Source organism: Arminella tubonensis (assembly GCF_003240585.1).
Lineage (GTDB): Bacteria > Pseudomonadota > Alphaproteobacteria > Rhizobiales > Rhizobiaceae > Rhizobium > Rhizobium tubonense.
In genome coordinates, this window is the sequence record NZ_PCDP01000065.1 from 67,415 (window position 1) to 92,346 (window position 24,932).

The 24,932-nt window shown below is 59.7% G+C and carries 25 protein-coding genes; 21 read left to right on the top strand and 4 right to left on the bottom strand.

Annotated elements, in window-relative coordinates:
* Window positions 1-7: 7 nt before the first annotated feature.
* Window positions 8-1,108: a Gfo/Idh/MocA family protein gene (locus CPY51_RS27930; protein WP_111163480.1), complete on the bottom strand. Its 1,101-nt coding sequence runs from the start codon at window positions 1,106-1,108 to the stop codon at window positions 8-10.
* A 41-nt stretch (window positions 1,109-1,149) separates the two neighbouring features.
* A complete protein-coding gene (locus CPY51_RS27935) occupies window positions 1,150-2,355 on the bottom strand; it encodes an ROK family transcriptional regulator (protein ID WP_111163550.1) in 1,206 nt (401 codons plus the stop codon).
* A 208-nt stretch (window positions 2,356-2,563) separates the two neighbouring features.
* Here CPY51_RS27935 and CPY51_RS27940 point away from each other — a divergent pair, with 208 nt between their 5' ends.
* From CPY51_RS27940 to CPY51_RS27960, 5 genes are all read left to right on the top strand, one after another.
* Entirely contained in the window at window positions 2,564-3,874 is a 1,311-nt protein-coding gene (locus CPY51_RS27940) for an ABC transporter substrate-binding protein (protein WP_111163481.1), read from the top strand.
* Between the two features lie 72 nt (window positions 3,875-3,946).
* Window positions 3,947-4,885 carry a carbohydrate ABC transporter permease gene (locus CPY51_RS27945; protein WP_111163482.1) on the top strand — a complete coding sequence of 313 codons (939 nt, stop codon included), beginning with the start codon at window positions 3,947-3,949 and terminating at the stop codon, window positions 4,883-4,885.
* Window positions 4,878-5,726, top strand: coding sequence for a carbohydrate ABC transporter permease (locus CPY51_RS27950; RefSeq protein WP_111163483.1), 849 nt, complete (start codon window positions 4,878-4,880; stop codon window positions 5,724-5,726). The genes CPY51_RS27945 and CPY51_RS27950 overlap by 8 nt, the downstream gene beginning before the upstream one ends.
* A 24-nt stretch (window positions 5,727-5,750) precedes the next feature.
* A complete protein-coding gene (locus CPY51_RS27955; protein ID WP_111163484.1) occupies window positions 5,751-6,821 on the top strand; it encodes an ABC transporter ATP-binding protein in 1,071 nt (356 codons plus the stop codon).
* Between the two features lie 156 nt (window positions 6,822-6,977).
* A complete protein-coding gene (locus CPY51_RS27960; protein ID WP_111163485.1) occupies window positions 6,978-7,175 on the top strand; it encodes a hypothetical protein in 198 nt (65 codons plus the stop codon).
* Window positions 7,176-7,243: 68 nt separating this feature from the next.
* Here the strand turns inward: CPY51_RS27960 and CPY51_RS27965 are convergent, their stop codons facing one another.
* A complete protein-coding gene (locus CPY51_RS27965; protein WP_111163486.1) occupies window positions 7,244-8,653 on the bottom strand; it encodes a DUF6880 family protein in 1,410 nt (469 codons plus the stop codon).
* A 200-nt stretch (window positions 8,654-8,853) separates the two neighbouring features.
* On the opposite strand from CPY51_RS27965, the gene CPY51_RS27970 reads away from it, so the two are divergent.
* The 10 genes from CPY51_RS27970 (at window position 8,854) to CPY51_RS28015 (ending at window position 18,033) form a co-directional block, all read left to right on the top strand.
* On the top strand, window positions 8,854-9,456 hold the full coding sequence (locus CPY51_RS27970) for an amino acid synthesis family protein (RefSeq protein WP_111163487.1): 603 nt from the start codon (window positions 8,854-8,856) through the stop codon (window positions 9,454-9,456).
* Window positions 9,457-9,486: 30 nt separating this feature from the next.
* Window positions 9,487-10,314 carry an alpha/beta fold hydrolase gene (locus CPY51_RS27975; RefSeq protein WP_111163488.1) on the top strand — a complete coding sequence of 276 codons (828 nt, stop codon included), beginning with the start codon at window positions 9,487-9,489 and terminating at the stop codon, window positions 10,312-10,314.
* Window positions 10,311-11,246 carry a flavin reductase family protein gene (locus CPY51_RS27980; protein ID WP_111163489.1) on the top strand — a complete coding sequence of 312 codons (936 nt, stop codon included), beginning with the start codon at window positions 10,311-10,313 and terminating at the stop codon, window positions 11,244-11,246. Before CPY51_RS27975 ends, CPY51_RS27980 begins: the two co-directional genes overlap by 4 nt.
* A 4-nt stretch (window positions 11,247-11,250) precedes the next feature.
* Window positions 11,251-12,291, top strand: coding sequence for an LLM class flavin-dependent oxidoreductase (locus tag CPY51_RS27985; protein WP_111163490.1), 1,041 nt, complete (start codon window positions 11,251-11,253; stop codon window positions 12,289-12,291).
* Window positions 12,292-12,295: 4 nt separating this feature from the next.
* Complete coding sequence (locus tag CPY51_RS27990; RefSeq protein WP_111163491.1) at window positions 12,296-13,759, top strand: aldehyde dehydrogenase; 1,464 nt, start codon at window positions 12,296-12,298, stop codon at window positions 13,757-13,759.
* 5 nt (window positions 13,760-13,764) lie between these two features.
* The gene (locus tag CPY51_RS27995; RefSeq protein ID WP_111163551.1) at window positions 13,765-14,112 is read left to right on the top strand and encodes an NIPSNAP family protein; all 348 of its coding nucleotides are present in this window, start codon (window positions 13,765-13,767) and stop codon (window positions 14,110-14,112) included.
* Window positions 14,113-14,141: 29 nt separating this feature from the next.
* Window positions 14,142-15,155: an ABC transporter substrate-binding protein gene (locus tag CPY51_RS28000; RefSeq protein ID WP_111163492.1), complete on the top strand. Its 1,014-nt coding sequence runs from the start codon at window positions 14,142-14,144 to the stop codon at window positions 15,153-15,155.
* A gap of 121 nt (window positions 15,156-15,276) precedes the next feature.
* Window positions 15,277-16,152, top strand: a complete 876-nt coding sequence (locus tag CPY51_RS28005; RefSeq protein WP_111163493.1) for an ABC transporter permease — start codon at window positions 15,277-15,279, stop codon at window positions 16,150-16,152.
* A gap of 1 nt (window position 16,153) precedes the next feature.
* A complete protein-coding gene (locus CPY51_RS28010; protein WP_111163494.1) occupies window positions 16,154-16,954 on the top strand; it encodes an ABC transporter permease in 801 nt (266 codons plus the stop codon).
* Window positions 16,951-18,033: an ABC transporter ATP-binding protein gene (locus tag CPY51_RS28015; protein WP_111163495.1), complete on the top strand. Its 1,083-nt coding sequence runs from the start codon at window positions 16,951-16,953 to the stop codon at window positions 18,031-18,033. Before CPY51_RS28010 ends, CPY51_RS28015 begins: the two co-directional genes overlap by 4 nt.
* Window positions 18,034-18,064: 31 nt before the next feature.
* Here CPY51_RS28015 and CPY51_RS28020 read toward each other — a convergent pair whose 3' ends face one another.
* Entirely contained in the window at window positions 18,065-18,748 is a 684-nt protein-coding gene (locus CPY51_RS28020) for a GntR family transcriptional regulator (RefSeq protein WP_111163496.1), read from the bottom strand.
* Between the two features lie 314 nt (window positions 18,749-19,062).
* Between CPY51_RS28020 and CPY51_RS28025 the strand changes: the two genes are divergently transcribed.
* Genes CPY51_RS28025 through CPY51_RS28050 form a run of 6 tightly spaced genes read left to right on the top strand, consistent with a single transcriptional unit; the run spans window position 19,063 to window position 24,871 of the window.
* Window positions 19,063-19,947, top strand: coding sequence for a dihydrodipicolinate synthase family protein (locus tag CPY51_RS28025; protein WP_111163497.1), 885 nt, complete (start codon window positions 19,063-19,065; stop codon window positions 19,945-19,947).
* A 26-nt stretch (window positions 19,948-19,973) separates the two neighbouring features.
* On the top strand, window positions 19,974-20,633 hold the full coding sequence (locus CPY51_RS28030; protein WP_111163552.1) for a GntR family transcriptional regulator: 660 nt from the start codon (window positions 19,974-19,976) through the stop codon (window positions 20,631-20,633).
* A gap of 58 nt (window positions 20,634-20,691) precedes the next feature.
* Window positions 20,692-22,026, top strand: coding sequence for an ABC transporter substrate-binding protein (locus CPY51_RS28035; RefSeq protein ID WP_111163498.1), 1,335 nt, complete (start codon window positions 20,692-20,694; stop codon window positions 22,024-22,026).
* Window positions 22,026-22,964: a carbohydrate ABC transporter permease gene (locus CPY51_RS28040; protein WP_111163499.1), complete on the top strand. Its 939-nt coding sequence runs from the start codon at window positions 22,026-22,028 to the stop codon at window positions 22,962-22,964. The genes CPY51_RS28035 and CPY51_RS28040 overlap by 1 nt, the downstream gene beginning before the upstream one ends.
* Window position 22,965: 1 nt before the next feature.
* Window positions 22,966-23,787 carry a carbohydrate ABC transporter permease gene (locus tag CPY51_RS28045; RefSeq protein WP_111163500.1) on the top strand — a complete coding sequence of 274 codons (822 nt, stop codon included), beginning with the start codon at window positions 22,966-22,968 and terminating at the stop codon, window positions 23,785-23,787.
* 25 nt (window positions 23,788-23,812) lie between these two features.
* Window positions 23,813-24,871: an ABC transporter ATP-binding protein gene (locus tag CPY51_RS28050; RefSeq protein WP_111163501.1), complete on the top strand. Its 1,059-nt coding sequence runs from the start codon at window positions 23,813-23,815 to the stop codon at window positions 24,869-24,871.
* The last annotated feature ends 61 nt before the right edge of the window (window positions 24,872-24,932 follow it).

Here is a 24,932-nt window from a genome sequence, read left to right on the forward strand (position 1 = left end):
CTTGATCCTATCGCCCGATGAATCCGTCCACGAGGGACTGAGACAGCGGTGCGGGTCGTTCCGTTTGTGTGGTGATCGTGACCGTGCGGCCGCCGTCGGACGCTGTCTGGAAGGCTTCCATGACCTCGAGCACATGCAGCGCCAAGCTGCCATTGGCACGGTGCGGCCGGTTCGAGCGGATGGCGTGGGCCATGTCGGCGACACCGAGCGAACGGTAGTTGCCGTCGGCATAGGGTTCCGTCACCTCGCGGGTCTCGAACTCGCCGCCCTTCTTCAGAAATTCGACCGGTCCGCCGAAGCGGTTGGGGTCGGGCACGATCAGCGTGCCTTCGGTGCCGTAGACTTCGATGGGCACATGCCTGTGGCCCGCCACGTCGAAGCTCATGCCGATCTGTACGACTGCGCCATTGGCAAAGGCCATGACGCCGGCGACGTGGGTGGCCACATCGACGGGGATGCGCTCGCCATTGCGCGGCTCGCTGGTGATGATGCGCTCCTTGCGCGGAGCAACGGCAAAACCCGCCACCTGCGATACGGGGCCGAGCAGATTGACGAGATCGGTAATATAGTAGGGACCCATATCCAGCATCGGTCCGCCGCCGACTTCGTAGTAAAAGGCCGGGTTCGGGTGCCAGCGCTCGTGGCCGGGGCACATGAAGGTGGCCGTGCCGCCGACCGGCTGGCCGATTGCGCCGGCGTCGATGATGGCGCGCGCCGCCTGGTGCCCGCCGCCGAGAAAGGTATCCGGGGCCGCGCCGATCCGCAGGCCCTTGGTCGATGCGGCATCCGCGAGCTTCTTGCCCTCGACGAAATTGATCCCGAGCGGCTTTTCGGAATAGGTGTGCTTGCCGGCGTCGAGTGCCTGCAGGGCAACCGCGACATGCGCCTTGGGTACCGTCAGGTTGACGATGATCTCAACCGTCGGATCGGCGAGTAGGGCGTCGATACCGACAGCCGTCAGGCCGAATTCGCCAGCCCTGGCTTCGGCCAGCTCGCGGTTCAGGTCCGCGACGCCGCGGATGTCGAGGATGGGGAATGATTTCATCGCCGTGAGATAGGCACTTGAGATGTTGCCGCAGCCGATAATGCCGATACCTACTTTTTCCATAAGGCTTCCTCCCGGAATGGATTTTTGAATACGTGATTGCCTCAGTGCGCGGGCGCAGGACCCGTCGTGCTCCAAGGTGATTCATAGAGTTCGCGCAGTGCCACGACGGCGGCTCCCTGGGCCCAGGTTTCATCCGTCGACTGGTCGAAAACCAACTCCGCGACCCCTTCGATCGACTGGGGGATGGCCATGGCATAGGCGTCGCGCAGGCTGTCGAGGAAAGGCTGGCCAAGCGCGAGGCTGGAGCCGACGAGGATGACGCGTGGTGGCGCAAAGAGCGTGACGATATTGGCAAGCGCCATGCCGCAGGCCTCGCCCGCGCGGATGGCCGCGGCGATCAGTGTCTCGTCCTCGGCGGCGATCAGGGTCTGGGCATGGGCCATGCCGCGGCCGAGCCGGATCGCTTCGGCGAAGCGGCCACCGCTCGGCTGGTCGCCGAGAATCGCACTCTCGCCTGCTTGGCTCGACAGTCTGATCGTGCCCTGCGGCCCGGTGCCAAGCACGAGATCGCCGAGGTTATGGCTGAGACCGCCTGCGCCGCGAAACAGCTGGCCGCCGTGCAGCACGCCGAGGCCAAGCGTCTGCTCCAGTGACACCAGCACCATGTCGTCGATATCGCGGGCTTTGCCGAACCAGTGATGAGCAAGCGTAATCGCATGGGCGTCGCTCTCGACAATCGTGACGATGCCGAGGCGCTCCGACATCTCGCGTGCGAAATCGACGCCGGTCTCGCGAAAGATCGGGCTGGTGCGCACATGGCCGGTGCGATGCTCGATGACCCCGGGCAGGCCGAGGCAGACGAGGTCGATCTCGTCGATCGAGAGGTTCGCATCGACGACGCAGCGCCGGACACCATCTTCGATGAGGTCGGCAATGACACTGATCGGCTGGCGGTCGACGCGCAATGCCAGCGTCTGCGTCGACAGCACCTCGCCGCGAAAATCGGTGACGACAAAGACCATGCGGTTAGCCGCGATCTTGGCGCCGACGACGCGGGCGGCATCCGGGTTCAGCTCCAGTGCTACGCGCGGCCTGCCGCGAGCGGCGGCATTGCGCAGGTCGCCCTCATGCCGCGCCAGGATCAGCCCGTCGTCCAGAAGAGATGCGGTGATAGCCGAAACCGTGGTGGTCGAAAGCTGCGTCCTCTCGCTGATCTCGACACGCGAAATCGAGACCGCCCGTCTGATCGTATCCAGTACGTTGAAGCGGTTTATAGCCCGCATTAGCTCGGGATCGGCAGTTTTCATTGTGGCATGACCGAATTGAATTTCAATGCCGACCAAGGGGTATTTCGGACGGATCACGAATTAAATACCGCGCCGACCGCCCCTCTTGTCAAGTTAATTTGCACAAAAAATGGGGTAGCTGGTTGACAATCGGGCAAACCTCCGTTGAATTAATCCGCATAAGGGAAAAATTGGTGAGGACTGTTCGTTCCCTTCGGAGGAGAAAATCATGTTTCATATCATTGGGGCGCAAGTCCTTGGCGGCAAACGCATCGCCGCATTTGCAGCAGCCACCGGCCTGGCCATACTGATCGGCGCCGGCAGCGCTGCAGCCGATACGACGATCAAGTGGCTGCATCTCGAACTCGATCCGAATTATGTCGCGATCTGGCGCAAGATCGCCGATAGCTACGAGGCGAAACATCCGGGCGTGAAAGTCCAGATGCAGTTCCTCGAAAACGAGGCCTTCAAAGCCAAGCTACCGACATTGCTTCAGTCGAGCGATGCGCCAGACTTCTTCTACAGCTGGGGCGGCGGTGTGCTGAAGCAGCAGATGGCAACCGGTTCGCTGATGGATTTGACCACAGCGATGAAGGCCAAGGACGGCTCCTGGCTGAAGAGCTACAATCCCGCCTCGGTCGAGGGATTGACCTTCGACAACAAGATCAGCGCTGTGCCGTTCAAGCTCGGTACGGTCTCCTTCTTTTACAACAAGGCGCTGTTCGCCAAGGCGGGTGTCAACGCAACTGACATCAAGACCTGGGACGATTATCTGGCCGCGGTGAAAAAGATCAAGGCAGCGGGCATTGTCCCGATCGCAGGCGGCGGTGGTGAGAAATGGCCAATCCATTTCTACTGGAGCTATCTGGTGATGCGTGACGGCGGCCAGAAGGTCTTTGATGCGGCCAAAAACGGGCAGGGCGATGGCTTCAACGATCCGGCCGTCATCAAGGCCGGCGAGCAGCTGGCCGAGCTCGGCAAGCTCGATCCGTTCCAGCCTGGCTATCTCGGCTCAACCTGGCCGCAGACGCTGGGTGTTTTCGGCGACGGCAAGGCGGCGATGATCCTCGGCTTCGAGAACACGGAGGCCAATCAGCGCACCAACGCCGGCGACGGCAAGGGTCTTGCGAGCGACAATATCGGCCACTTCTCCTTCCCGGCGGTTACCGGTGGTGCCGGCGCGGTCACCGATACGCTCGGGGGCCTCAATGCCTGGGCCGTGACCAAGAAGGCGCCTCCCGAGACGCTTGATTTCCTGGCTTATCTGACCAACGCTGAAAACGAGCGGATCATGGCAAAGGCCGGCATGATCATCCCGGTCGCCGTCGGTGCCGAGGATGGCGTGGTCAACCCGCTGATGCACGCCTCGGCAGAGCAGCTGGCGCACACGACGTGGCATCAGAACTTCTTTGACCAGGATCTCGGTCCCTCCGTCGGCCGTGTGGTCAACGACGTCTCGGTCGCGATCGTCTCCGGCCAGATGACGCCGAAAGACGGTGCCGCGCAGATCCAGGACGCATTCGAGCAGGATCAGCTTTGATCATCGGGCGCCGGCCTCGCACATCCTTGCGAGGCCGGCGTTCTTCCCTGAATTGCGAAAGTCAGGATCATCATGATGAATATCAGCGCAACGACCGCCATCCGGCCGGCCGCTGGGGCCAGGCTAACAGCGCGGCGCAAAAGCCCTGCTGCCAGTGGCCGCTTGCCCGTGCTCATTTTCTTTCTGCCGCCAGCCCTGCTGCTCTTCACCATCTTCGTCATCCTGCCGATGGGCGAGGCGGGCTGGTACAGCTTCTACAAGTGGAGCGGCTATGGACCGCCGACGGAATTCGTCGGTCTGCGCAATTTCGAAGTTCTCTTCAAGAACGGCGCGTTTCTGACGTCGCTTAAGAACAATGCGCTGATCATCGCCGTCTCGATTATCGTGCAGATCCCGCTTGCCATCTGGCTGTCGACGATGCTGGCCAATAAGATCGCCGGCGTCGTGCTTTTCCGGTTGATCTTCTTCCTGCCCTACGTGCTGGCGGAGGTCGCAGCCGGCCTGATCTGGCGCTTCGTCTATGACGGCGATTACGGATTGTTCGCGTCGCTGGCGCATCTCTTCGACGTGGCGACACCCTATGTGCTCGCCGACAAGGACCTTGCGATGTACGCGGTGCTTGCGGTGATCGTCTGGAAATATTTCGGCTTCCACATGATGCTGTTCATTGCCGGGCTGCAGTCGCTCGACAAGAGCATCCTCGAAGCAGCCGAGATCGACGGCGCGACAGGTTGGCAGAAATTCCGCTACGTAACGCTGCCGCTGCTCGCCTCGACGGTGCGCCTGTCGGTGTTCTTCGCCGTCGTCGGCTCGCTGCAGCTTTTCGATCTGATCATGCCACTCACGGGCGGCGGACCGTTCAACTCGACGCAGACGATGGTGACCTTCCTCTATAATTTCGGTGTCACCCGCATGCAGGTCGGGCTCGGTAGCGCGGTCGGCGTCGTGCTGTTCGTGATCTGCGTCACCCTGGCCTTCGGCTATAAACGGATATTCATGCGCAATGACTGATAGGGCTACATCCATTCGTGTGAGCACTGGCACCAGGATCTATCTCTACGTGTCGCTCACCATCATCGCCGCAATCGTATTGGTGCCGCTGGTGACGACGGCGCTCGGCGGCTTCAAGTCGCTGGGTGACCTGCGCACCAATCCCTTCGGCCTGCCGGTAGAATGGCATTTCGAAAACTACACCGACATCCTGACCGGCGACCGATACTGGCGGCAGATGATGAATTCGCTGGTCATCGCCGTGCTGACCGTGTTCCTGACGGTGACCGTATCGGCCATGGCCGCCTTCACCTTCGCCCATGTCAAATTCTTCGGCTCGAACTTCCTGCTTAACTACTTCCTGATCGGGCTGATGTTTCCAGCCGCGACCGCCATCCTGCCGCTGTTCATTCGAATCCGTGATCTCGGGCTGCTCAACAGCTACTGGGGGGTCGTGCTGCCGCAGGTCGCTTTCGGCCTGGGTATGAGCATCCTGCTTTTCCGCAATTATTTCAAAAACCTGCCGGAAGAGCTGTTCCAGGCGGCCTTTGTCGACGGCTGCGGCTACATTCGTTTTTTTTGGTACATATCCCTACCGTTGTCACGGCCGATCGTCGCCACTGTTAGCATCATTTCCTTCGTCGGCAGCTGGAACAGCTACATCCTGCCGTTGATCATGCTGAACTCGGAATCGATTTATCCCTGGCCGCTCGGCATCATGGTCTATCGCGGCGAATTCGGAACCCAATGGCAGCTGGTGCTGGCCTTCATCACGCTCACCATCCTGCCGACCATCATCGTCTTTTTCCTCGCGCAGAAGCATATCATCGCCGGCCTGACCGCCGGCGCGGTAAAATCCTGAGCGCGGTGCAATAGGAGCACATCAATGGCATCCGTCGAACTGCAGAATATCCGAAAGGCCTATGGCGCGCTCAACGTCATCCATGACGTCTCGCTATCCATCGAGGATGGCGAGTTCATCGCGCTTGTCGGCCCGTCCGGCTGCGGAAAGTCGACATTGTTGCGGATGATCGCAGGGCTTGAGGAGATCACGGACGGTGACGTGCTGATTGGCGGGGAGGTCGTCAACGGCCTGACACCACGCGAGCGCAACATCGCCATGGTTTTTCAGTCCTATGCGCTCTATCCACACATGACAGTCGCCCAAAACATGGGTTTCAACCTGAAGCTCTCCGGCGAGCCGAGGCCGGTGATCGAGCAGCGCGTCGGAGAGGCGGCAAGGATGCTCGATCTGACAACTCTGCTCGACCGAAAGCCCGCACAGCTCTCGGGTGGCCAGCGCCAACGCGTCGCCATGGGCCGCGCCGTGGTGCGCAATCCCGCCGTCTTCCTGTTCGATGAGCCGCTGTCCAACCTCGACGCAAAGCTGCGCGTCCAGATGCGCTCCGAAATCAAGGCGTTACACCAGAAAGTTCAGACAACATCTGTCTATGTCACCCACGACCAGATCGAGGCGATGACGCTTGCCGACCGGATCGTCGTTTTGAACCAGGGCCGCATCGAGCAGCAGGGCACGCCGCTCGAACTCTATCGCCAGCCAGCCAATCTGTTCGTGGCTGGCTTCATCGGCTCTCCGGCGATGAATTTCCTCAAGGGTACGGTGGAAGGCGTGGACGGCAGCCCGGCGGTCAGGCTGAAGGACGGGACGCTGGTGCAGATTCGCATGGAGCGGCGGGTGACATCGGGGCAGGCCGTCACCATCGGCCTCAGACCGGAACATCTCGATCCGTCCGGCACTGGCTCGCCGCTGACGGGCCAGACGATGCTGGTGGAGCCGACCGGCGCCCAGACGCATGTCCTGTTCGAACTTGCAGGAGAGCAGGTAACGGCGGTCGTTGACGGCGAACTGCCGATGAAATATGGAGCGCCTCTCAAAGTCGCCGTCAACGCCGATCAGGTCTATGTCTTCGACAGGGAAAGCGGCTTGTCGCTCTGAACTGACGAATCCCGCTCGAAATGCGGTCGCCCAGATGGTTGAGCCATTTCCGAACGTGATCCAGCGGTATAGAAGTCATGATCGGCAATGGATGTGTGTTTTCGAGCCCATCCAGGATTGCCGTCCAAGGTGCCTTAGCGCAGCAGGGAGAGCAAAATGACGAACGGTTCGCAGACCATCGAGGACATCAACGAGCGTATTGCCACGGTGAGGGAAAACCTGCGTCAACTCGTCGAGCAAGCCGCCGCATATTCGGGTGCGGCCGACGAAGAGCTGGCCTCGCAGCGCATCAGCGACCAGGAGGCCGAGCTGGAGCGGCTGGAGCAATTGCGTGATGCGATGTCCAAATCGTAGGTGGGCTATGAGCACAAGCTCTTTGCATCCGCTCCGGTATGGCCGCAAACAATGATCGGTCTTGCAAGCTACAAGCCGCCAAAGTTGCTTGGCAGCATTCCCCAGAACCCGTGCTTCTTGCCATGCCGGCGTCGGAGATCGGCGATATAGATTTCGCTTGACGGTTCTCCACCGAAATCCTCGATCTGCCTCGCAAGGCTTTCGCACTCGACCAGATGACGGGCGGCGTGGCGATAGCGCGTTGCGCGAGCCTGATCGAGGGCGAAATCGATCATGGCTCGCAGCAAGAGGGTCGCTGCTAAGGGGTGCTTTTCCTGCAGCAACTCCGCAGTGGGTGTCAGCAGCTCGTAGAGATCGCCGTTGAGTTCTCGTCTTCGTTCGACAACCAGTTTTGCAGCCTCACCGATTGCCGGCCAATTTGCCAGGAAGGATAGCGACTGGTGAACGTCGGGAAAGGCGCGCACATAGGCAAGCGCCTTGTCCTCAGCCTCCATATCATCGAAATCCGGCAGTCGTTTCAGATAGGCCTTGAGATGGTCGCCGTTCAAGGATCGCTCGAAGCAGTGCCATCGAAAATTTTGAGCTTCCCCGTGGAGACCGAGTGCGTCTAAGACGTTCGTCTTTGCCTGCTCCCACTCAAAAGGAATGGACAATAGTCCTCGCGTGTCGACTTTCTCTATCGCGCCCCAGGCTTCCTGGTTTCGGCCGGCGCCCAGCAGCCGCCGCGCAATGCGAGCTGCGATCATGGGCAACGATTGCGCCGCCTCGCTCTGCTGGGCGATGAATGCATCCACGTCACCCAGCGCGTCGGCGATTTGTTCGAGTGACGTGCGAACCGTCAGATCGCGATGGCTGCCGGGGATCTTATCCTCGTCCGCTGGCTTCTCTATCGGTGCTTTCGACCGGTCCGTGAACAACGTCTTCAGCCGTTCCAGTCCCTTCGATCCCAAGGCAGGCGCCAGGGATTCGATCAATGTGTCGTATTGCCCATATCCGTTGTCTTGGAGCGCGCTGAACGCACGATCGGAAAGCGATCTGCTATCGGTCTTCGCCATCTGTGCAATTGCGCCGAGATTGGCGCATCCGGCGTGGAAGGTGGAGATCAGAATTCCATTGCTGTCGTCGGCGCGATCCAAGACCGAGTTGGCAAGACCAACGAAACGCCACATGACATCCAAAGCCTCATCGGGATCGATATCGGCGATCGTATCGATGATGATCGATCGCTGCATCTCGAGATCCCGCTTCAGGCCCTTGATCTTGCGCCAATCGATGCGCGTGCGAGATCGGTCTATGGAGGCGAGCCTCTTTGTGACTTCCCTGGCAACGTCGGCGGCACCTAGCGTTCCGGCGAGTTCTAGGCGCAAGCGTCGCTTGTTTGCGGCGCTGCCCATGCTGATTTCGATCAGGAGCCGCGCCAGTTTCTCTACGCCGAGCACTTCAAGGTTTTTTGCGTTCAGCGTTGTCTTCGATGCCATCTGTCTCTCGGGGCCCTTAATAAGGCCAGGGGATGTTTCTTGAGCCCGTATCAGCCAATCAGGTCTTCGTCTGAATGTGGCTCCGTTCTTCGAGCGGATTCATCCTACGGTCTGCCATCGATCGGATGCGAAATCAAACGTTCTTGACACATCAATATTATGGCATACCATAGTACGTAATAAACGCTGTGGAGCATCCTATGCCGATTGAAATTCGCAAAACGCTTTTGCAAGTGGAAACGACGCTGATTGAAGGCGGCAAGGCTGCTCTGCTTCCACTGAAGCTTTATTCGGCGATCGCCGTCGTTAAGAACCCATGGGCTGGCAGGGGTTATGTCGAAGATCTCAAGCCGGAGATCCACGCTTGTGCGCCGGTTCTCGGCGAATTGTTGACAAAGATGATCATCGACGCCGTGGGATCGGGTGAAGCCGTGCAAGCTTACGGCAAGGCCGCGGTGGTCGGTCTTGACGGCGAGATCGAGCATGCCTCCGCCTTGATCCACACGCTTCGTTTCGGCAATCACTATCGTCAGGCGGTCGGCGCAAAATCATATCTCGCCTTCTGCAACACCCGCGGTCCGGCCAATGCACCAATCATGATCCCCCTGATGGACAAAAATGACGAAGGCCGGCGTTCGCACTACCTGACGATTCAAACCGCCGTCCCCGATGCGCCTGCCGCGGACGAAATCGCAATCGCGCTCGGGGCCTCGGTCGGCGGGCGCCCACATCACCGCATCGGCGATCGCTATCAGGATCTGAAGGATCTTGGGCATGACGTTGCCAATCCGGCTGACGTTTGAAGCTCCACCGACTGTTTCTGGGAAGAGTAGATGCTGCAGGAAACACAGACACAGCCAAACGACCTTCGCTTCGAGCGATCGCGAACGGCTCACGGCACCGCCTACGCGGCCGTGGGTGCCGGCGAACCGCTGGTGCTGATCCACGGTGTTGGCATGCGGCTGGAGGCTTGGGCTCCACAAATCGCTGCATTGTCCGCAGTCAGACGGGTCATCGCCGTTGATATGCCCGGTCACGGCGCGAGCGAGAAATTAGCGCCCGGTTCGCACCTTGAGAATTTCGTCGACTGGCTCGAGATCTTTCTAGATGATCTGGCACTGGATGGCGTCAGTCTTGCCGGCCACTCGATGGGCGCGCTGATTTCGGGAGGCGCGGCCGTGACCCTGGGCAGTCGCATTGCCCGCGTCGCGCTCCTCAACGGCGTTCATCTGCGAAATCCGGTCGCCAAGGCGGCAGTGATTGCCCGTGCTCAAACGATCCGAGCGGGAAGTGTCGATGTCGATGGGCCGTTGCAGCGCTGGTTCGGCGAGGGCAGTCAAATGTCTCCGATTTACCGCCTGACCCATGGATGGCTGTCGGCTGTCGATCCCGACAGCTATGCCACGGCCTACTACGCCTTCGCTCATGGTGATGAAACCTATGCCGGACGTTGGGGCGAGGTGAATTGCCCGGCCCTCTTCCTGACGGGCTCGCACGATCCAAACTCGACGCCGGACATGACAAATGCGATGGCAGACGCAACGCCGAAGGGATGGGCCCGCATCATCGATGGGCATCGTCACATGGTCAATCTGACGGCGCCGGACGCCGTGAACGCTATAGTTGAGGACTGGCTGGCACGGGAGGAGAAACCGGAATGACCAACGCATCCTTCGACCCGCGCGCTCTACGAGATAGCTTTGGAGCATTTCTAACAGGGGTCACCGTCGTGACCGCATGCAATGCTGCCGGAAATCCCATCGGCTTCACGGCCAATTCCTTTGCCTCCGTTTCGCTCGATCCTCCCCTGCTGCTGGTCTGTCTGGCGAAGACCTCTCGCAATTTTGCGGCCATGTCGACGGCAAAGGGATTTGCCGTCAACATCCTCGCCGAAACGCAAATGGCCATCTCCAACACATTCGCAAAGCCGGTCGAGGATCGTTTTGCGTCGGTCGAGTGGAGAATTGGGCCGAATGGCGGGCCAATCCTTTCGGGAGTTGCGGCGTGGTTCGACTGTTCCATGGCGAACCTCATTGATGCCGGTGATCACGTCATCCTGCTCGGCCGTGTTGAGGCTTTCGAGAACAGTGCTATCAGCGGACTAGGCTATGCGCGCGGCAGTTACGTCACGCCAGCGCTTGCCCGCGAGGCTGTAGCGGCGGCTGCCGATGGCCATCCGCTGCTTTCCGCCGTTATCGAACGCAACGGCGAAATCCTGTTGATCGCCGGGGATGATAAGCGCTGGCGCCTGCCGCAGATCGCACTCGAGGGCAATGAGCCGATCGCCGCGCTGCAGGACTATCTTGCGACAACCGTGAGCCCGAATATCGAGATCGGCTTTCTCTATTCGGTCTACGAGAACAAGTCCTCGCGACGCCAACACATCGTCTATCGTGGAACGGCTGCGGGCGAGACCAAGCCCAGCGCCGGTCGCTTCGTGTCCATAGCCGATCTGCCGTTCGATGCGCTGGACAACCAGGCAACGGTGGATCTTCTCAAGCGGTTCGCCTCGGAAAGCGCGCTTGGCAACTTCGGCGTTTATGTCGGCGATGAAAAGCAGGGCACCATTCATCCGCTTGCCAGAAAGGCGTAGGACCATGAAGTTTTCGCTGTTTGTGCACATGGAGCGACTGAACCCCGGTCAGACCGACGAGCAACTTTATGAGGAGTTCGCCCAGCTTTGCGAAATTGCCGATAGAGCCGGTTTTTCAGCCATTTGGACGGGCGAGCACCACGGCATGAGTTTCACCATTGCTCCCAACCCGTTCATCAATCTTGCCGACCTCGCGCGTCGCACGAAACAAGCCCGGCTCGGCACGGGCACCATCATCGCGCCCTTCTGGCATCCGATAAAGCTGGCCGGCGAAGCGGCCATGACCGATATCATCTCCGGAGGCAGGCTCGACATCGGCATTGCGCGCGGCGCCTATGGCTTCGAATACGAGCGGCTGCTTCCCGGCCTCGACGCCTGGGGCGCAGGCCAGCGCATGCGCGAGCTCATCCCGGCGATCAAGGGCATCTGGGAAGGTGACTATGCGCATGACGGGGAATTCTTCAAGTTTCCATCAACCACCTCTGCGCCCAAGCCGCTACAGAAACCGCATCCGCCAATCTGGGTGGCGGCGCGCGATCCCAACAGCCACGAATTTGCTGTCGCGAATGGCTGCAATGTGCAGGTTACGCCGCTTTGGAACGGCGACAGCGAAATCGAAAGCCTCATGGAGCGCTTCGAGACAGCCTGTGCCAAGAGCCCGTCCTTGGACCGGCCGAAGATCATGCTGCTGCTGCATACCTATGTTGGCGACGGTGAGACGGACCTTGAGCAGGCTGCTCGGGAGATGAGTGTCTACTACAACTACTTCTTCGCCTGGTTCAAGAACGAGCGCCCGATCCATCAGGGTCTCATCGAGGCGCTGAGCCCAGATGAGATGGCCGCAAATTCAGCCGTCTCCCCTGACATCATGCGTCGGAACCTGGCCGTCGGTACGGCCGACGAGGTCATCGCGCGCCTGAAGCGCTACGAGGCCATGGGCTATGACGAATATTCCTTCTGGATCGATACCGGCATGAGCTTCGAGCGCAAGAAGGCTTCGCTTGAGCGCTTCATCGCCCATGTCATGCCAGCGTTTTCGGAGTAGGGCTATGCGGCGGTTCCAATGCTACATCGACGGAAAATTCAGCGACGGCGAGGCCTGTTTCGAAAGCATTGACCCTGCCTCGGGGCGCGCCTGGGCAGAGATGCCGGAAGCACGGGAAGCCGATGTCGACCGCGCCGTCAAGGCCGCGCATGAAGCGCTCTACAACGGTCCCTGGGCAAGGACGACAGCGACCCAGCGGGGCAAGTTGCTCTACCGTTTGGCGGATTTGGTCGCGGCCCATGCAGGTAAGCTCGCCGAGCTGGAAACGCGCGATACCGGCAAGATCATCCGCGAGACCTCCGCGCAGATTGCCTATGTCGCGGACTATTACCGCTACTACGCAGGTATCGCAGACAAGATCGAAGGGTCCTATCTGCCGATCGACAAGCTGGACATGGATGTCTGGCTCCGCCGCGAACCGATCGGCGTGATTGCCATGGTGGTGCCCTGGAACAGCCAGCTGTTCCTGTCGGCCGTCAAGATCGGCCCGGCGCTTGCGGCTGGTTGCACCATGGTCGTCAAGGCTTCAGAAGACGGACCTGCTCCGCTTTTGGAGCTTGCACGGCTCGTCGACGAGGCCGGCTTTCCACCCGGCGTCGTCAACGTGATCACCGGCTTCGGCCCTTCCTGCGGCGCAGCGCTTAGCCGCCATCCGAAGATCGCCCATATCGCCTTTACCGGTGGGCCGGAAACCGCGCGCCAGGTGGTGCGCAACTCGGCGGAAAATCTTGCCTCGATCTCGCTGGAACTCGGCGGCAAATCCCCTTTCATTGTTTTTGCCGACGCTGACCTCGAAAGCGCCGCCAATGCACAGGTCGCTGGCATTTTTGCCGCAACCGGTCAAAGCTGCGTGGCGGGTTCGCGCCTGATCGTCGAGGAGGCCATCAAGGATCGCTTCGTCGCCCTCTTGAAGCAAAAGGCCGAGAAGATCCGCATCGGTAGTCCGCTTGACGTGGCAACCGAAGTCGGACCGCTGGCGACAAGGCGTCAGCGCGACCGCGTCGAAGCGCTGGTGGCCAGCTCGATCGAGGCAGGGGCGCGGCTGATTGCCGGCGGGGCCTCCCCGGACCGTGATGGCTTCTACTACCCACCGACCATTCTCGATTGCGACGGCATCGCCTCGCCATCTCTCGACAATGAATTCTTCGGTCCCGTTCTGTCGGTCCTGTCCTTCAAGACGGAGGAAGAGGCGCTGACACTTGCCAACGATACGGGATACGGCCTTGCTGCCGGCGTCTTTACCCAAAACCTGACCCGTGCCCACCGCCTGATGAAAGGGATTCGCGCCGGTATCGTCTGGGTCAACACCTATCGTGCCGTATCGCCGATCGCGCCGTTCGGTGGCTTCGGGCTTTCTGGCCAAGGGCGCGAAGGCGGCATGGCTGCCGCGCTCGACTACACCAAGACCAAGACCATCTGGCTGAGGACCTCGGACGATCCGATCCCCGATCCATTCGTGATGCGATGACGATGATGTACTACGAGATCCGCACATATCGGCTGAGGAACGGCGCCGTTCCAGCCTACCTCAAGGTGGTGGAGGCGGAGGGCATTGCGGTCCAGAAGAAACATCTGGGGGAACTGGTCGGCTATTTCTTCTCCGAGATCGGACCCGTAAACGAGATCGTTCATATCTGGGCGTTTGCGAGCCTGGACGAACGCGACAGACGTCGGGTTGCCTTGATGGCCGATCCGGCATGGCAGGCCTTCCTGCCCAAAATTCGCGACCTCATAGACCTTGCGGAAAACAAGATCATGAAGCCGGCAAGGTTTTCGCCTTTGGGAGGCGATCGCCAAGGGGTGAGTCGTCACGAAGCATAAACTCATGAAAAACAAAGGAGTGTGGGAACATGAAGAAGATAATTGGTTTGACGGCGGTAATCGTTGCGATGGTTGGTACCTCGCTTGCCGCCAATGCAGCGGATCTGGTCTTTTCGAGCTGGGGCGGAACGACACAGGATGCCCAAAAGGCTGCCTGGGCTGAGAAGTTTACCGCAAAGACCGGGATCAATGTGCTACAGGACGGTCCGACCGACTATGGCAAGATCAAAGCGATGGTCGAGGCCGCCGGTGTGACTTGGGATGTCGTCGACGTCGAAGGCGACTACGCAGCGCGCGCAGGCCAGAAAGACCTTCTGGAAAAACTCGATTTCTCGGTCATCGACAAATCCAAGCTCGACCCGCGTTTCGTCACCGACTACTCGGTTGGAAGCTTCTATTATTCCTTCGTGATCGGGTGCAACAAGGATGCCGTTGCAGCCTGCCCGAAGACCTGGGCGGATTTGTTTGACACCGCAAAATTTCCCGGCAAGCGCACGTTCTACAAGTGGTCTGCTCCCGGCGTGATTGAAGCGGCGCTACTGGCCGACGGCGTGCCTGCCGACAAGCTCTACCCGCTTGATCTCGATCGGGCCTTCAAGAAGCTTGATACGATCAAGTCCGATATCGTCTGGTGGTCAGGCGGTGCTCAGTCGCAGCAGCTCCTGGCCTCCGCCGAGGCGCCATTTGGCAGCGTCTGGAACGGCCGCATGACCGCTCTTGCCCAGACCGGCGTCAACGTGGAGACCTCGTGGGAGCAGAACATCACCGCGGCGGATGCGCTCGTCGTGCCGAAGGGCGCCAAGAACAAGGCCGCGGCCATGCAGTTTATTGCACTTGCGACGTCAGCGGCAGCCCAGGCGGATCTGGCAAAAGCGACAGGCTATGCGCCGGTCAACATCGATTCTCCCAAACTGATGGACGCGGCCGTGGCCAAGACTCTGCCTGACCAGCAGACCGCGAGCCAGGTCAACGCCGACATGAACTACTGGGCCGCCAATCGCGACACGATCGGCGAGCGTTGGTACGCCTGGCAGGCAAAGTAGCAGCCGTGCAAGGGGGCGTCGGCCAGAAAGGGCCGACGCCCGGCGGCTCGCAGGGGTTCTCAGGGCGCGCGCCGACCACGTTCGTTCAGAGAGCCGCCACTTGTTTCCAGAAAGGACAGCTATGTCATTGCTGATCGATTCCGAGACGTTGGGCGCATCCAGGGTTGTGCGTGTCCAAAGACCGAACGATATCAAGTTGACCCTGCCGGCGCTTGTGCTGCTGTTGCTGTTCTTTGTCCTGCCCGTGGTCATTCTCTTGACACGCAGCGTGACCGACCCTTCGCTCGGCTTCGGCAACTACGTCGCGCTCTTGGGTTCCATGACCTACCTCAAGATATTCTTGAACACCTTCCTCGTCGCTGGTGTGGTGACGGTGATCTCGCTGATCATCGGATTTCCCGTCGCCTGGGCACTGGTAATCATGCCGGGCTGGATCGCCTCGGTGGTCTTTGCAATTCTGCTGTTGTCGATGTGGACGAACCTTCTGGCGCGGACCTACGCGTGGATGGTGCTTCTGCAACGAACAGGGGTCATCAACAAGATCCTGATCGGCCTGCATCTGATCGACAAACCGCTTGCGCTCGTCAACAATCTGACCGGCGTCACGATCGGCATGACCTATATCATGCTGCCCTTCATCATCCTGCCGCTCTACGGCGTCATCAGAAAAATCGATCCGGCGATCTTGCAGGCGGCAGCTCTTTGCGGCGCCGGCCGTTGGCAATGTCTTGTTCGGGTCCTATTGCCGCTTGCGCTTCCAGGCATGGCGGCGGGCGCTTTGATGGTCTTTGTCATGTCGCTCGGCTATTTCGTCACCCCTGCGCTGCTCGGTGGGACTGCGAACATGATGCTTGCCGAGCTCATCGCCCAGTTTGTTCAATCCCTGGTCAATTGGGGCATGGGCGGAGCCGCCGCGCTGGTGCTCCTGGTGGTGACGCTGGTTCTCTATGCCGTCCAGCTTCGCTTCTTCGGTTCCAATCGGCTTGGAGGGCGCTGACGTGCTCCTGAACTACAATCGGCTTGGCTGGTGGAGGCTGGTTCTGATGGGCACCACTGCCTTGACGGCGGCGTTTTTACTTCTGCCAATCCTGTTCATCGCCGCACTTTCCTTCGGGTCTTCGCAATGGCTGATATTTCCACCGCCGGGATGGACGCTCAAATGGTACCAGGAGCTTTTCGCCGATCCGCGCTGGCTGGAATCGGCGTGGACGAGCTTCCGCATCGCAGCGATCGTCACCGTGCTCTCCGTGCTTCTCGGTCTCGTGACATCCTTTGGACTGACGCGCGGGCGCTTTTTCTTTCGCGAAGCGCTAAAAGCCCTGTTCCTGACACCGATGATCTTGCCCGTCGTCGTCCTTGCCGTCGCCCTCTACGCCTTCTTCCTTGAGATCGGCCTCAACGGCACGCTGACAGGCTTCGTCATCGCTCACCTGGTTCTTGCGCTTCCGCTGTCGATTTTGTCGATTACCAATGCGCTGGAAGGCTTCGACAAGTCCATCGAGGACGCCGCCGTGCTTTGCGGCGCCTCACCGCTGGAGGCCAAGATCAGGGTGACGCTGCCAGCCATAAGCCACGGCCTCTTCTCGGCCGCCATCTTTTCTTTCCTGACATCCTGGGATGAAGTCGTCGTTGCCATCTTCATGTCCAGTCCGACCCTCCAGACCCTCCCCGTGAAAGTCTGGTCAACGCTGAGGCAGGATCTGACGCCCGTCGTCGCCGCCGCCTCGACCCTTCTTATCCTGCTGACCGTCTTGTTGATGCTGCTTGGGGCGGTTGTTCGCAAAGGATTGAAATCATGACGAAGCGCTTTCTGCAAATTCAAGCGATTAGAAAGGACTACGGTCCCGTGACGGCTGTGCACGACATCAATCTCGACGTGGCGCAAGGTGAATTCTTGACCTTTCTCGGGCCGTCCGGTTCCGGAAAGAGCACGACCCTCTACATCCTTGCCGGTTTCGAGGAGCCGACGCACGGAGATATCTTGCTCGGCGGCAAGACATTGCTGTCGACCCCGTCGCACAAGCGCCAGATCGGCATGGTATTCCAACGCTATACACTGTTTCCACATCTGTCCGTCGGCGAGAACATCGCATTTCCTCTCAAGGTGCGGCGCTGGCCGAAAGCGGACGTCGATGCCAAGGTCAAGGAAATGCTGAAGCTCGTGCGCCTCGAGGGCTTCGAGGATCGCAAGCCGGCACAGATGTCAGGAGGCCAGCAGCAGCGCGTCGCGCTGGCCCGCGCATTGGCCTACGATCCTCCGGTGCTGTTGATGGACGAGCCGCTCTCGGCGCTCGATAAGAAGCTTCGGGAAGAGATACAACACGAAATCCGCCGCATCCATCAGCAAACCGAGGTGACGATCCTTTATGTCACCCACGATCAGGAGGAGGCGCTGCGCCTTTCCGACCGGATTGCTGTGTTTTCGAAGGGCGTCATCGACCAGATTGGCACTGGACCCGAACTTTATGCCAATCCGGCAACGCGCTTCGTGGCCGAGTTCATCGGCGACAGCGACTTCCTCCCCTGCAACATGCTCGCCGCTGCGAATGGAAAGGCTGACATTTCGCTCGGAGGAACGACCATCATACCCAACGTCCCGGTTCACGGCAACGCGGTTGTCGGCGGCAAGGCCGCGCTGATGTTGCGACCGGAGCGGATGCAGCTGATGAGATCGGCGCCCGTTGCCAGCGGCGCTCTCGCCGTCACGGTCAGCGACATCACGTTCCTGGGCAACAACGTGCATGTCGCAACCCGCACCGACAAGGGCGATGCACTCGCGGTACGGCTTCCCTTTGGCCATGAGGCGATCTCCAGTCTCGGCCGCGGGGATACCGTGTGGCTTGGCTTTGATCCGACATCCGCACACGTCTTCTGCTGAGATGACGGATGCCGAGCCTTTTTGCCAGCCCTCAGCCTTTGGTATCGGCGAGCAGTTCCTGAGCGATCGCGGAAGCGCTGGCGACATGGGAATTGGCCGCCCTGTAGGCGGCCTCGCCATCGGCGGCCCTGATTGCGTCGATGATGCGCTGCATCTGTTCAGGGCCTTCCTTGTCGCGGCCCGGGGTATTGATGGTCAGTGACCGCAGATGGTTGATCCTGCCTGTGATCGACTTGACGATACCCCACGCGACGAGACGACCGGAGTGCTCGAACAAGACTTGGTAGAATTCGGTCGTGGCCGTTAGAACGTCAGGAAGGTTCTTGCGTGCATAACTCGCTCGAATACGAGCAAGAACGCCTTCGAGCACTGGAAAGACCGTTGGGTCGGCCCTCTCGGCGCAGGCCTTCGCGGCAATACCCTCCAGAACGCCTCGAATTTCATAGATCTGCCGCGCCTCCTGCGGGGTGGTCTCGGCGACGATGGGGCCACGATTTGGCAAGATGGCGACAAGGCCCTCGGATTCCAGATGGCGCAGCACTTCGCGAACAATCGTCCGACTGACCCCCAGTTGGTCGCAGAGGTCGCGTTCCACCAGCCGCTCGCCTGCTTTGAAATGGGTGTTGACGATGGCTTCCCGCATTTTCTCAAGCGCAAGTTCGCGAAGCGTCTTCTCTGGGCGGGCAACCTTCATCGGCTGGGCGGATAGGCTCATGTATTTCTTGTCCTTTACTGCTGTCGCGCGGCGGGCCGGCAAGGCAACGGATCTTCAATTGACGGCGAAAACGCCGCGAGGAGCACACGTTACCTAGTCACTACGCCGCAGGTACCCGCATGCACCGTCGGATCCAAACAGCTGCCGATACGCTCATGACACGTGCTATATTATGGTATGCCGAAACCAAGATCAACTCGCGACGGACACTGTCCGCATCTGCCCGAGGTTTTTTACCAACAACTGTCATTTGGTCATTTACAACTAACATGTTACCGGTTTACATCTGACATGGTGGATATGGAGGATGTTTTGTGAGCAGGCGGTTTGGTCTCTCGGTGGCGCTTGCCACCGCTGTCGAAGACGGCGGCAAAATTGCCCTTGAGGCGATGATCGTCCAGGCGCGGCGTTGTCTCGATGCCGGGTGTTCGAGCGTGACGCTGTTCGGCACAACCGGCGAAGGCTGTTCTGTCGGCACGCAGGAAAGGGAGCGGGTGCTTGCGGCATTTCTCGAGGCCGGCATTGCTGCAGATCAAATCGTGGTCGGTGTTCTTGTCGATGCGGCCGAAGATGCGGCAGCACAAGCCGGACACGCATTGGAAAGGGGCGCTTGCAACATTCTTCTAGCCCCCCCATCCTACTTCAAGAACGTCACCGATGAGGGCCTCTTCAAATGGTTCTCGGCGGTATTCACCCTGCTCGGGACACGCGCACGGGATATTATCGTCTATAATATTCCCTCCGTGACCATGGTGCCCCTTTCGGTTTCGCTGATCGGAAGACTGCGGTCGACCTTTCCGGAAATCGTAGTCGGCGTGAAGGATTCCTCCGGCGACTGGCCCTACACGGAATCGCTGCTAGGGGCGCATGGCGATCTTATCATTCTCATCGGTGACGAGCGCCATCTCGCCCGTGGCGTCCGGCTCGGCGGCCAGGGTGCAATTTCCGGCGTTGCCAACTTCTTGCCGCTCGAGGTCAGAGCCATGGCAGAGGAGGGTCACGACGATGGGCGTATCGAAGATTTCGTCGGCGAACTTTTGAACTATCCGGTTACGCCTGCCGTCAAGGTCATGATCGCACGTATGACGGGCGATGATGTCTGGCTCGCCGTTCGCCCGCCACTCGTTCCGATATCCGGCGAAGGATGTGAGAAGCTTGCTGCCGCGTTCGACGCTCTTTTTCGAGCGAAAGCGGCCTGATCAAACGGCAGGATGGCAGGGATATGATGGACGGCACAGGCGAACAGACAACTCTCCGGGAAAAGGCGTATGAGAGCTTCACGCGTCACCTCCTTGCACGGGATGTTCGCCCGGGACAGTTCATTTCGCAGAGACGGCTGGTCGAGTTGACAGGGTTGACCCTCGGTGCCATCCGCGAGCTTATCCCGCGGTTGGAAGCCGAGGGTTTAATAAAGACCGTACCACAGCGTGGACTTCAGATTGCCCATATCGATCTAAAGCTCATCCGTGAAGCATTTCAGTTGCGCGCCTTTTTGGAGAAGGAGGCCGTTGCGCTCTTCACCCACTCAGCATCCGACGAAACCATCGCAGGACTTTTGAAGCAGCATCGCGATATTGCCGATGCCATACGCTCCGGCGATGGCTCGCATGAATTGGAGGTTCACGCGCAGGCCGTCGACTGGGGCATGCATGACGCGTTCATTGATGCGCTCGGCAACACCATCATTTCGAATGCCTATCGCGTCAATTCGATCAAGATGCGTTTGATCAGCCAGGACCGCTTTCGCATCAGCGGGCACGTCGGCCCTGTTATGGGTGAGCACCTGAGAGTGCTTGAGGCGATCGAGAGACGTTCGGTTGAAGATGCCGTCAGTCGCCTGGTCGAGCATATCAATCACGCAAGGGACCGCGCGCTGGCATTGTGAACACTGCATAAACAGGCCGAGGTGAGGAGATTTCGGCCGCAAAAGGAGGAGGAGTATCATGTCAACATCTCTGTTCAATCCGACACGACGAACATTTCTTGCCACTTCCGCAGCCGTGGGCGCCGCAGGCCTGCTCGGCATACGACCGGCGTCGGCTGCCGTTGACTGGAAGCGATTTTCCGGCACGACGCTGGAAGTCAACCTGATCAAAAGTCCGCGAAGCGAAACGATCCTCAAATATCTGAGTGAATTTGAGGGTATGACCGGCATCAAGGTCAACGCCGAAGCGACACCTGAACAACAACAACGCCAAAAGACCACGATAGAGCTCAGCTCCGGAAAACCAAGTTTCGATGTCGTTCATCTGAGCTATCACGTGCAGAAACGCCAGTTCGAAAAGGGTGGCTGGCTTGCCGACATCAGCGGCTTTCTCAAGGACCCGTCGCTGACCGATCCGTCGCTGACCGAAAGCGACTTTGCCGACGCCGGCATGCAGTTCGCCAAGGATCCGCAAGGTGTCCTGCGTTCGCTCCCCTTCTCGGTCGACTACTGGATCATCTACTGGAACAAGGCACTCTTCGAGAAAAAGGGGCTGGCCTACCCGACGACATTCGACGAGATGGTCACGGCAGCAGAAGCCCTGACCGACCCCTCGGCCAAGACATACGGCTTTGCAGCCCGAGGCATCAAGAACGCCAATACGCCTGTCTGGACAACTCTTATGCTCGGCTACGGCATGACGCCGATCGGGCCGGACGGAAAACTGCGAACAACATCACCGGAAGCGGTGGATGCCGCCGCGCTCTATCGACGTCTGATGACCAAGTCCGCACCTCCGGGCGTTTCCGGCTTCAACTGGGCCGAAGCGCAGTCGGCCTTCCTGCAGGGCAAGGTCGGCATGTGGCTTGACGGCGTCGGCTTCGCGCCGCCGATCGAGAACCCGGACAAGTCGCGCGTCGTCGGCCAGGTCGGCTATGGCATCATGCCTAAGGGCCCCAAGGCGCAGGCGGCTGCCACGACAGGCGACGGCATCGGCGTCACTTCTGCAAGTCAGAACAAGGAGGCAGCCTATCTCTTCTGCCAATGGGTGATCTCGCACGAGATGGGCGCGCGCCTGTTGCAGGCAGGCGCCGGCGTGCCCTTCCGCCAGTCGGTTCTTGAGGACCAAAAAGTCCGCCAGGGTGTCACCATGCCAAGCGCATGGCTGGATGCGGTGGTCGGATCCGGCAAGGTCTCGCAGCTCGCTTTGCCGGTGATCATCCCGGTAACGGAGTTCCGCGACATCTACGGTGTCAGCCTGACCAACATGATCGGCGGCGCCGACCCGGCAGCGGAACTGAAGACCGCGACCGCGCAATTCGAACCCGTCTTGGCGCGGAGCGAGCAGGGATAATGGCCTCGGTGAGCATCGACGACGCCTCAGCCGCTGATACGCGAGCAAACAGGAGCAAGCCCAGACGGCTTGCTCCCAATTATTGGCCTTTCGTCATTCCAGCCTTGGTCGTGATTGCTGCCGTCATCGTCTTTCCATGGATTTTCACCTTGTGGATGAGCGTTAATCGGTGGACGCTCGGCCAGTCACAAAGCTTCGTCGGGTGGGACAACTATCTGCGTCTTGCGGTAGACGCCCGCTTCTGGGGTTCGCTTTGGCACACAGTGCTTTACACGTCGCTATCCGTCATCGCGCCTCTGTTTCTCGGCACCCTGGCCGCCCTGATATTCGATGCGGAACTTCCACTGCGCGGCTTTCTGCGCGCCATCTTCGTCATGCCAATGATGGCGACGCCGGTTGCCATCGCGCTGGTCTGGACGATGATGTTCCACCCACAGCTCGGTGTCCTGAACTATTTGCTCTCCATCGTCGGAATCGGCCCTCAGGAGTGGATTTACAATCAGTTCAGCGTCATCCCTTCGCTGGTTCTCGTCGAGACCTGGCAGTGGACGCCGCTGGTGATGTTGATTGTGTTGGGCGGTCTGGCGGCGGTGCCGCGTGAGCCCTATGAAAGTGCGGAGATCGACGGCGCCAACGCGTGGCAAAAATTCCGCTACCTGACACTGCCGATGATCGCTCCGTTTTTAATGATCGCGGTGATCATCCGCAGCATCGATGCCGTCAAGAGCTTCGACATCATTTATGCGATGACGCAGGGCGGGCCGGGGACGGCCTCGGAAACGATCAACATCTATCTCTATAACACCGCCTTCTCCTACTACGACATCGGCTACGGCTCGGCCATGGCCGTTGTGTTCTTCATCTTTATCGTGGCGCTCTCCTTCGTTCTTCTGATGGTGCGGCAGCGGGCGAAATGGTCGGATGCGGAGGGACATTGACATGAAGCGCAAGACCCTGGACCGCATCGGGATTTTCTTCGTGGCGCTGGTAATGGTGTCGCCTGCAGTCCTATTTTTCCTCTGGATGATTTCCCTTTCGCTCAAATATGAGATCGACAACGGTGCCTATCCTCCCATCTTCATTCCGGACAGAATAGCCTGGTCGAACTACCTCAAGGTCTTCCAGGAAAACAGCTTCTTCCTCTACCTCTGGAATTCGGTGCTGGTCACTGGCGGCGCCACCTTGCTCGCTCTTTTGATCGGCGTCCCGGCCGGCTACGGCATCGCGCGGCTAAAGGCGGAAAAGTCCGCGGCGATCATCATGATTGCCCGGATGACGCCGGGGCTTTCATTCCTCATTCCACTCTTTCTTCTGTTTCAGTGGTTGGGTCTTCTCGGCACGCTCTGGCCGCAAATCATCATTCATCTCGTCGTCACAGTGCCGATCGTGGTCTGGATCATGATCGGCTATTTCGAAACGACGCCGATGGAGCTGGAGGAGGCGGCCAGTATTGACGGGGCGACGCCATGGCAGGTTTTCCGTCTCGTGGCGCTGCCGATCGCCAGGCCCGGTATCGTCGTCGCCTTCATCCTTTCCGTCATTTTCTCGTGGAACAACTTCGTCTTCGGTATCGTCCTGGCGAGCCGCGAGACAAGAACGCTCCCGGTCGCGGTCTACAACATGCTTTCCTTCGAACAGGTCAGCTGGGGACCGTTGGCCGCCGCCGCGCTCATTGTGACCTTGCCCGTGCTGGTGCTGACCATGTTCGCGCAAAAGCAGATTGTCGCCGGATTGACGGCGGGTGCAGTCAAGGGCGGCTAATCTTCATTCAGGGCAGGGAACAACAATGGCACCGGTCAATATACAGAACGTCCAGAAACGCTTCGGCGCGATCAAGGTCATCCACGATATCAGCGTGGAAATCGCCGATGGCGAGTTCGTGGTCCTCGTCGGTCCATCCGGCTGCGGCAAGTCCACCTTGTTGCGGATGATCGCCGGTCTCGAGGAGGTGAGTGACGGGGAAATCCGCATCGGTGCCCGCGAGGTCAGCAATCTGCCGGCCCGAGATCGCAACATTGCCATGGTGTTCCAGAACTACGCACTTTATCCGCACATGACGGTTGCCGATAACATGGGTTTTGCGTTGAAGCTGAAGAAGGTCGATCCAAGCGACACGGCCGGCCGGGTCGGGAAGGCAGCGGCCATTCTCGGCCTTGAGAAGCTGCTCGATCGCTATCCTCGCCAGCTTTCCGGAGGTCAGCGTCAGCGCGTCGCCATGGGCCGGGCGCTGGTGCGCGATCCGCAGGTCTTCCTGTTCGACGAACCGCTCTCCAATCTGGACGCCAAGCTCCGGGTACAGATGCGTGGCGAGATCAAGGCCATGCATCAGCGGATCGGCACGACGACGATTTACGTGACGCATGATCAGATTGAGGCCATGACGATGGCCGACAAGATCGTCGTGATGCATGATGGGCTGGTCGAGCAGATCGGCACGCCGCTTGATCTCTACGATCGACCGGTCAATCTCTTCGTTGCCGGCTTCATCGGCTCGCCCGCCATGAATTTGATCGATGGGCACGTCGAAGAGGGCGTTTTCCGCTCGTCGGCTGGTCTCTCCCTGCCGCTGCCGGACGGCGTGTCAACCTCTGACATTGGCGGTCGCGATCTGGTCTATGGTATTCGTCCGGAGCATATTCGCGCCGGCGGCGATGGCATGCAGGGAAAGGTCGACATCGCCGAGGGAACGGGATCTGAGATTTACGCCCGGATCGACTGCGCGGGTCAGCCGGTTTCGTGCCTGTTTCGCGATCGGCTCAATATCCGCCACGGCGACAATATCGTCATCACGGTTGACCGGTCCTCGGTTCATCTCTTCGACAAGGCCACCGGCAAACGCCTTTGACGCCGGATCGGGTCCCCAATGCATGAGTTGCAAGGACATCCGGACTGGTTGGAGCCCGGAT

Coding starts and splice junctions, on each gene's coding strand:
- CPY51_RS27930 (WP_111163480.1), bottom strand. CDS start 1,108: ATGGAAAAAGTAGGTATCGGCATTATCGGCTGCGGCAACATCTCAAGT.
- CPY51_RS27935 (WP_111163550.1), bottom strand. CDS start 2,355: ATGAAAACTGCCGATCCCGAGCTAATGCGGGCTATAAACCGCTTCAAC.
- CPY51_RS27940 (WP_111163481.1), top strand. CDS start 2,564: ATGTTTCATATCATTGGGGCGCAAGTCCTTGGCGGCAAACGCATCGCC.
- CPY51_RS27945 (WP_111163482.1), top strand. CDS start 3,947: ATGATGAATATCAGCGCAACGACCGCCATCCGGCCGGCCGCTGGGGCC.
- CPY51_RS27950 (WP_111163483.1), top strand. CDS start 4,878: ATGACTGATAGGGCTACATCCATTCGTGTGAGCACTGGCACCAGGATC.
- CPY51_RS27955 (WP_111163484.1), top strand. CDS start 5,751: ATGGCATCCGTCGAACTGCAGAATATCCGAAAGGCCTATGGCGCGCTC.
- CPY51_RS27960 (WP_111163485.1), top strand. CDS start 6,978: ATGACGAACGGTTCGCAGACCATCGAGGACATCAACGAGCGTATTGCC.
- CPY51_RS27965 (WP_111163486.1), bottom strand. CDS start 8,653: ATGGCATCGAAGACAACGCTGAACGCAAAAAACCTTGAAGTGCTCGGC.
- CPY51_RS27970 (WP_111163487.1), top strand. CDS start 8,854: ATGCCGATTGAAATTCGCAAAACGCTTTTGCAAGTGGAAACGACGCTG.
- CPY51_RS27975 (WP_111163488.1), top strand. CDS start 9,487: ATGCTGCAGGAAACACAGACACAGCCAAACGACCTTCGCTTCGAGCGA.
- CPY51_RS27980 (WP_111163489.1), top strand. CDS start 10,311: ATGACCAACGCATCCTTCGACCCGCGCGCTCTACGAGATAGCTTTGGA.
- CPY51_RS27985 (WP_111163490.1), top strand. CDS start 11,251: ATGAAGTTTTCGCTGTTTGTGCACATGGAGCGACTGAACCCCGGTCAG.
- CPY51_RS27990 (WP_111163491.1), top strand. CDS start 12,296: ATGCGGCGGTTCCAATGCTACATCGACGGAAAATTCAGCGACGGCGAG.
- CPY51_RS27995 (WP_111163551.1), top strand. CDS start 13,765: ATGTACTACGAGATCCGCACATATCGGCTGAGGAACGGCGCCGTTCCA.
- CPY51_RS28000 (WP_111163492.1), top strand. CDS start 14,142: ATGAAGAAGATAATTGGTTTGACGGCGGTAATCGTTGCGATGGTTGGT.
- CPY51_RS28005 (WP_111163493.1), top strand. CDS start 15,277: ATGTCATTGCTGATCGATTCCGAGACGTTGGGCGCATCCAGGGTTGTG.
- CPY51_RS28015 (WP_111163495.1), top strand. CDS start 16,951: ATGACGAAGCGCTTTCTGCAAATTCAAGCGATTAGAAAGGACTACGGT.
- CPY51_RS28020 (WP_111163496.1), bottom strand. CDS start 18,748: ATGAGCCTATCCGCCCAGCCGATGAAGGTTGCCCGCCCAGAGAAGACG.
- CPY51_RS28030 (WP_111163552.1), top strand. CDS start 19,974: ATGGACGGCACAGGCGAACAGACAACTCTCCGGGAAAAGGCGTATGAG.
- CPY51_RS28035 (WP_111163498.1), top strand. CDS start 20,692: ATGTCAACATCTCTGTTCAATCCGACACGACGAACATTTCTTGCCACT.
- CPY51_RS28040 (WP_111163499.1), top strand. CDS start 22,026: ATGGCCTCGGTGAGCATCGACGACGCCTCAGCCGCTGATACGCGAGCA.
- CPY51_RS28045 (WP_111163500.1), top strand. CDS start 22,966: ATGAAGCGCAAGACCCTGGACCGCATCGGGATTTTCTTCGTGGCGCTG.
- CPY51_RS28050 (WP_111163501.1), top strand. CDS start 23,813: ATGGCACCGGTCAATATACAGAACGTCCAGAAACGCTTCGGCGCGATC.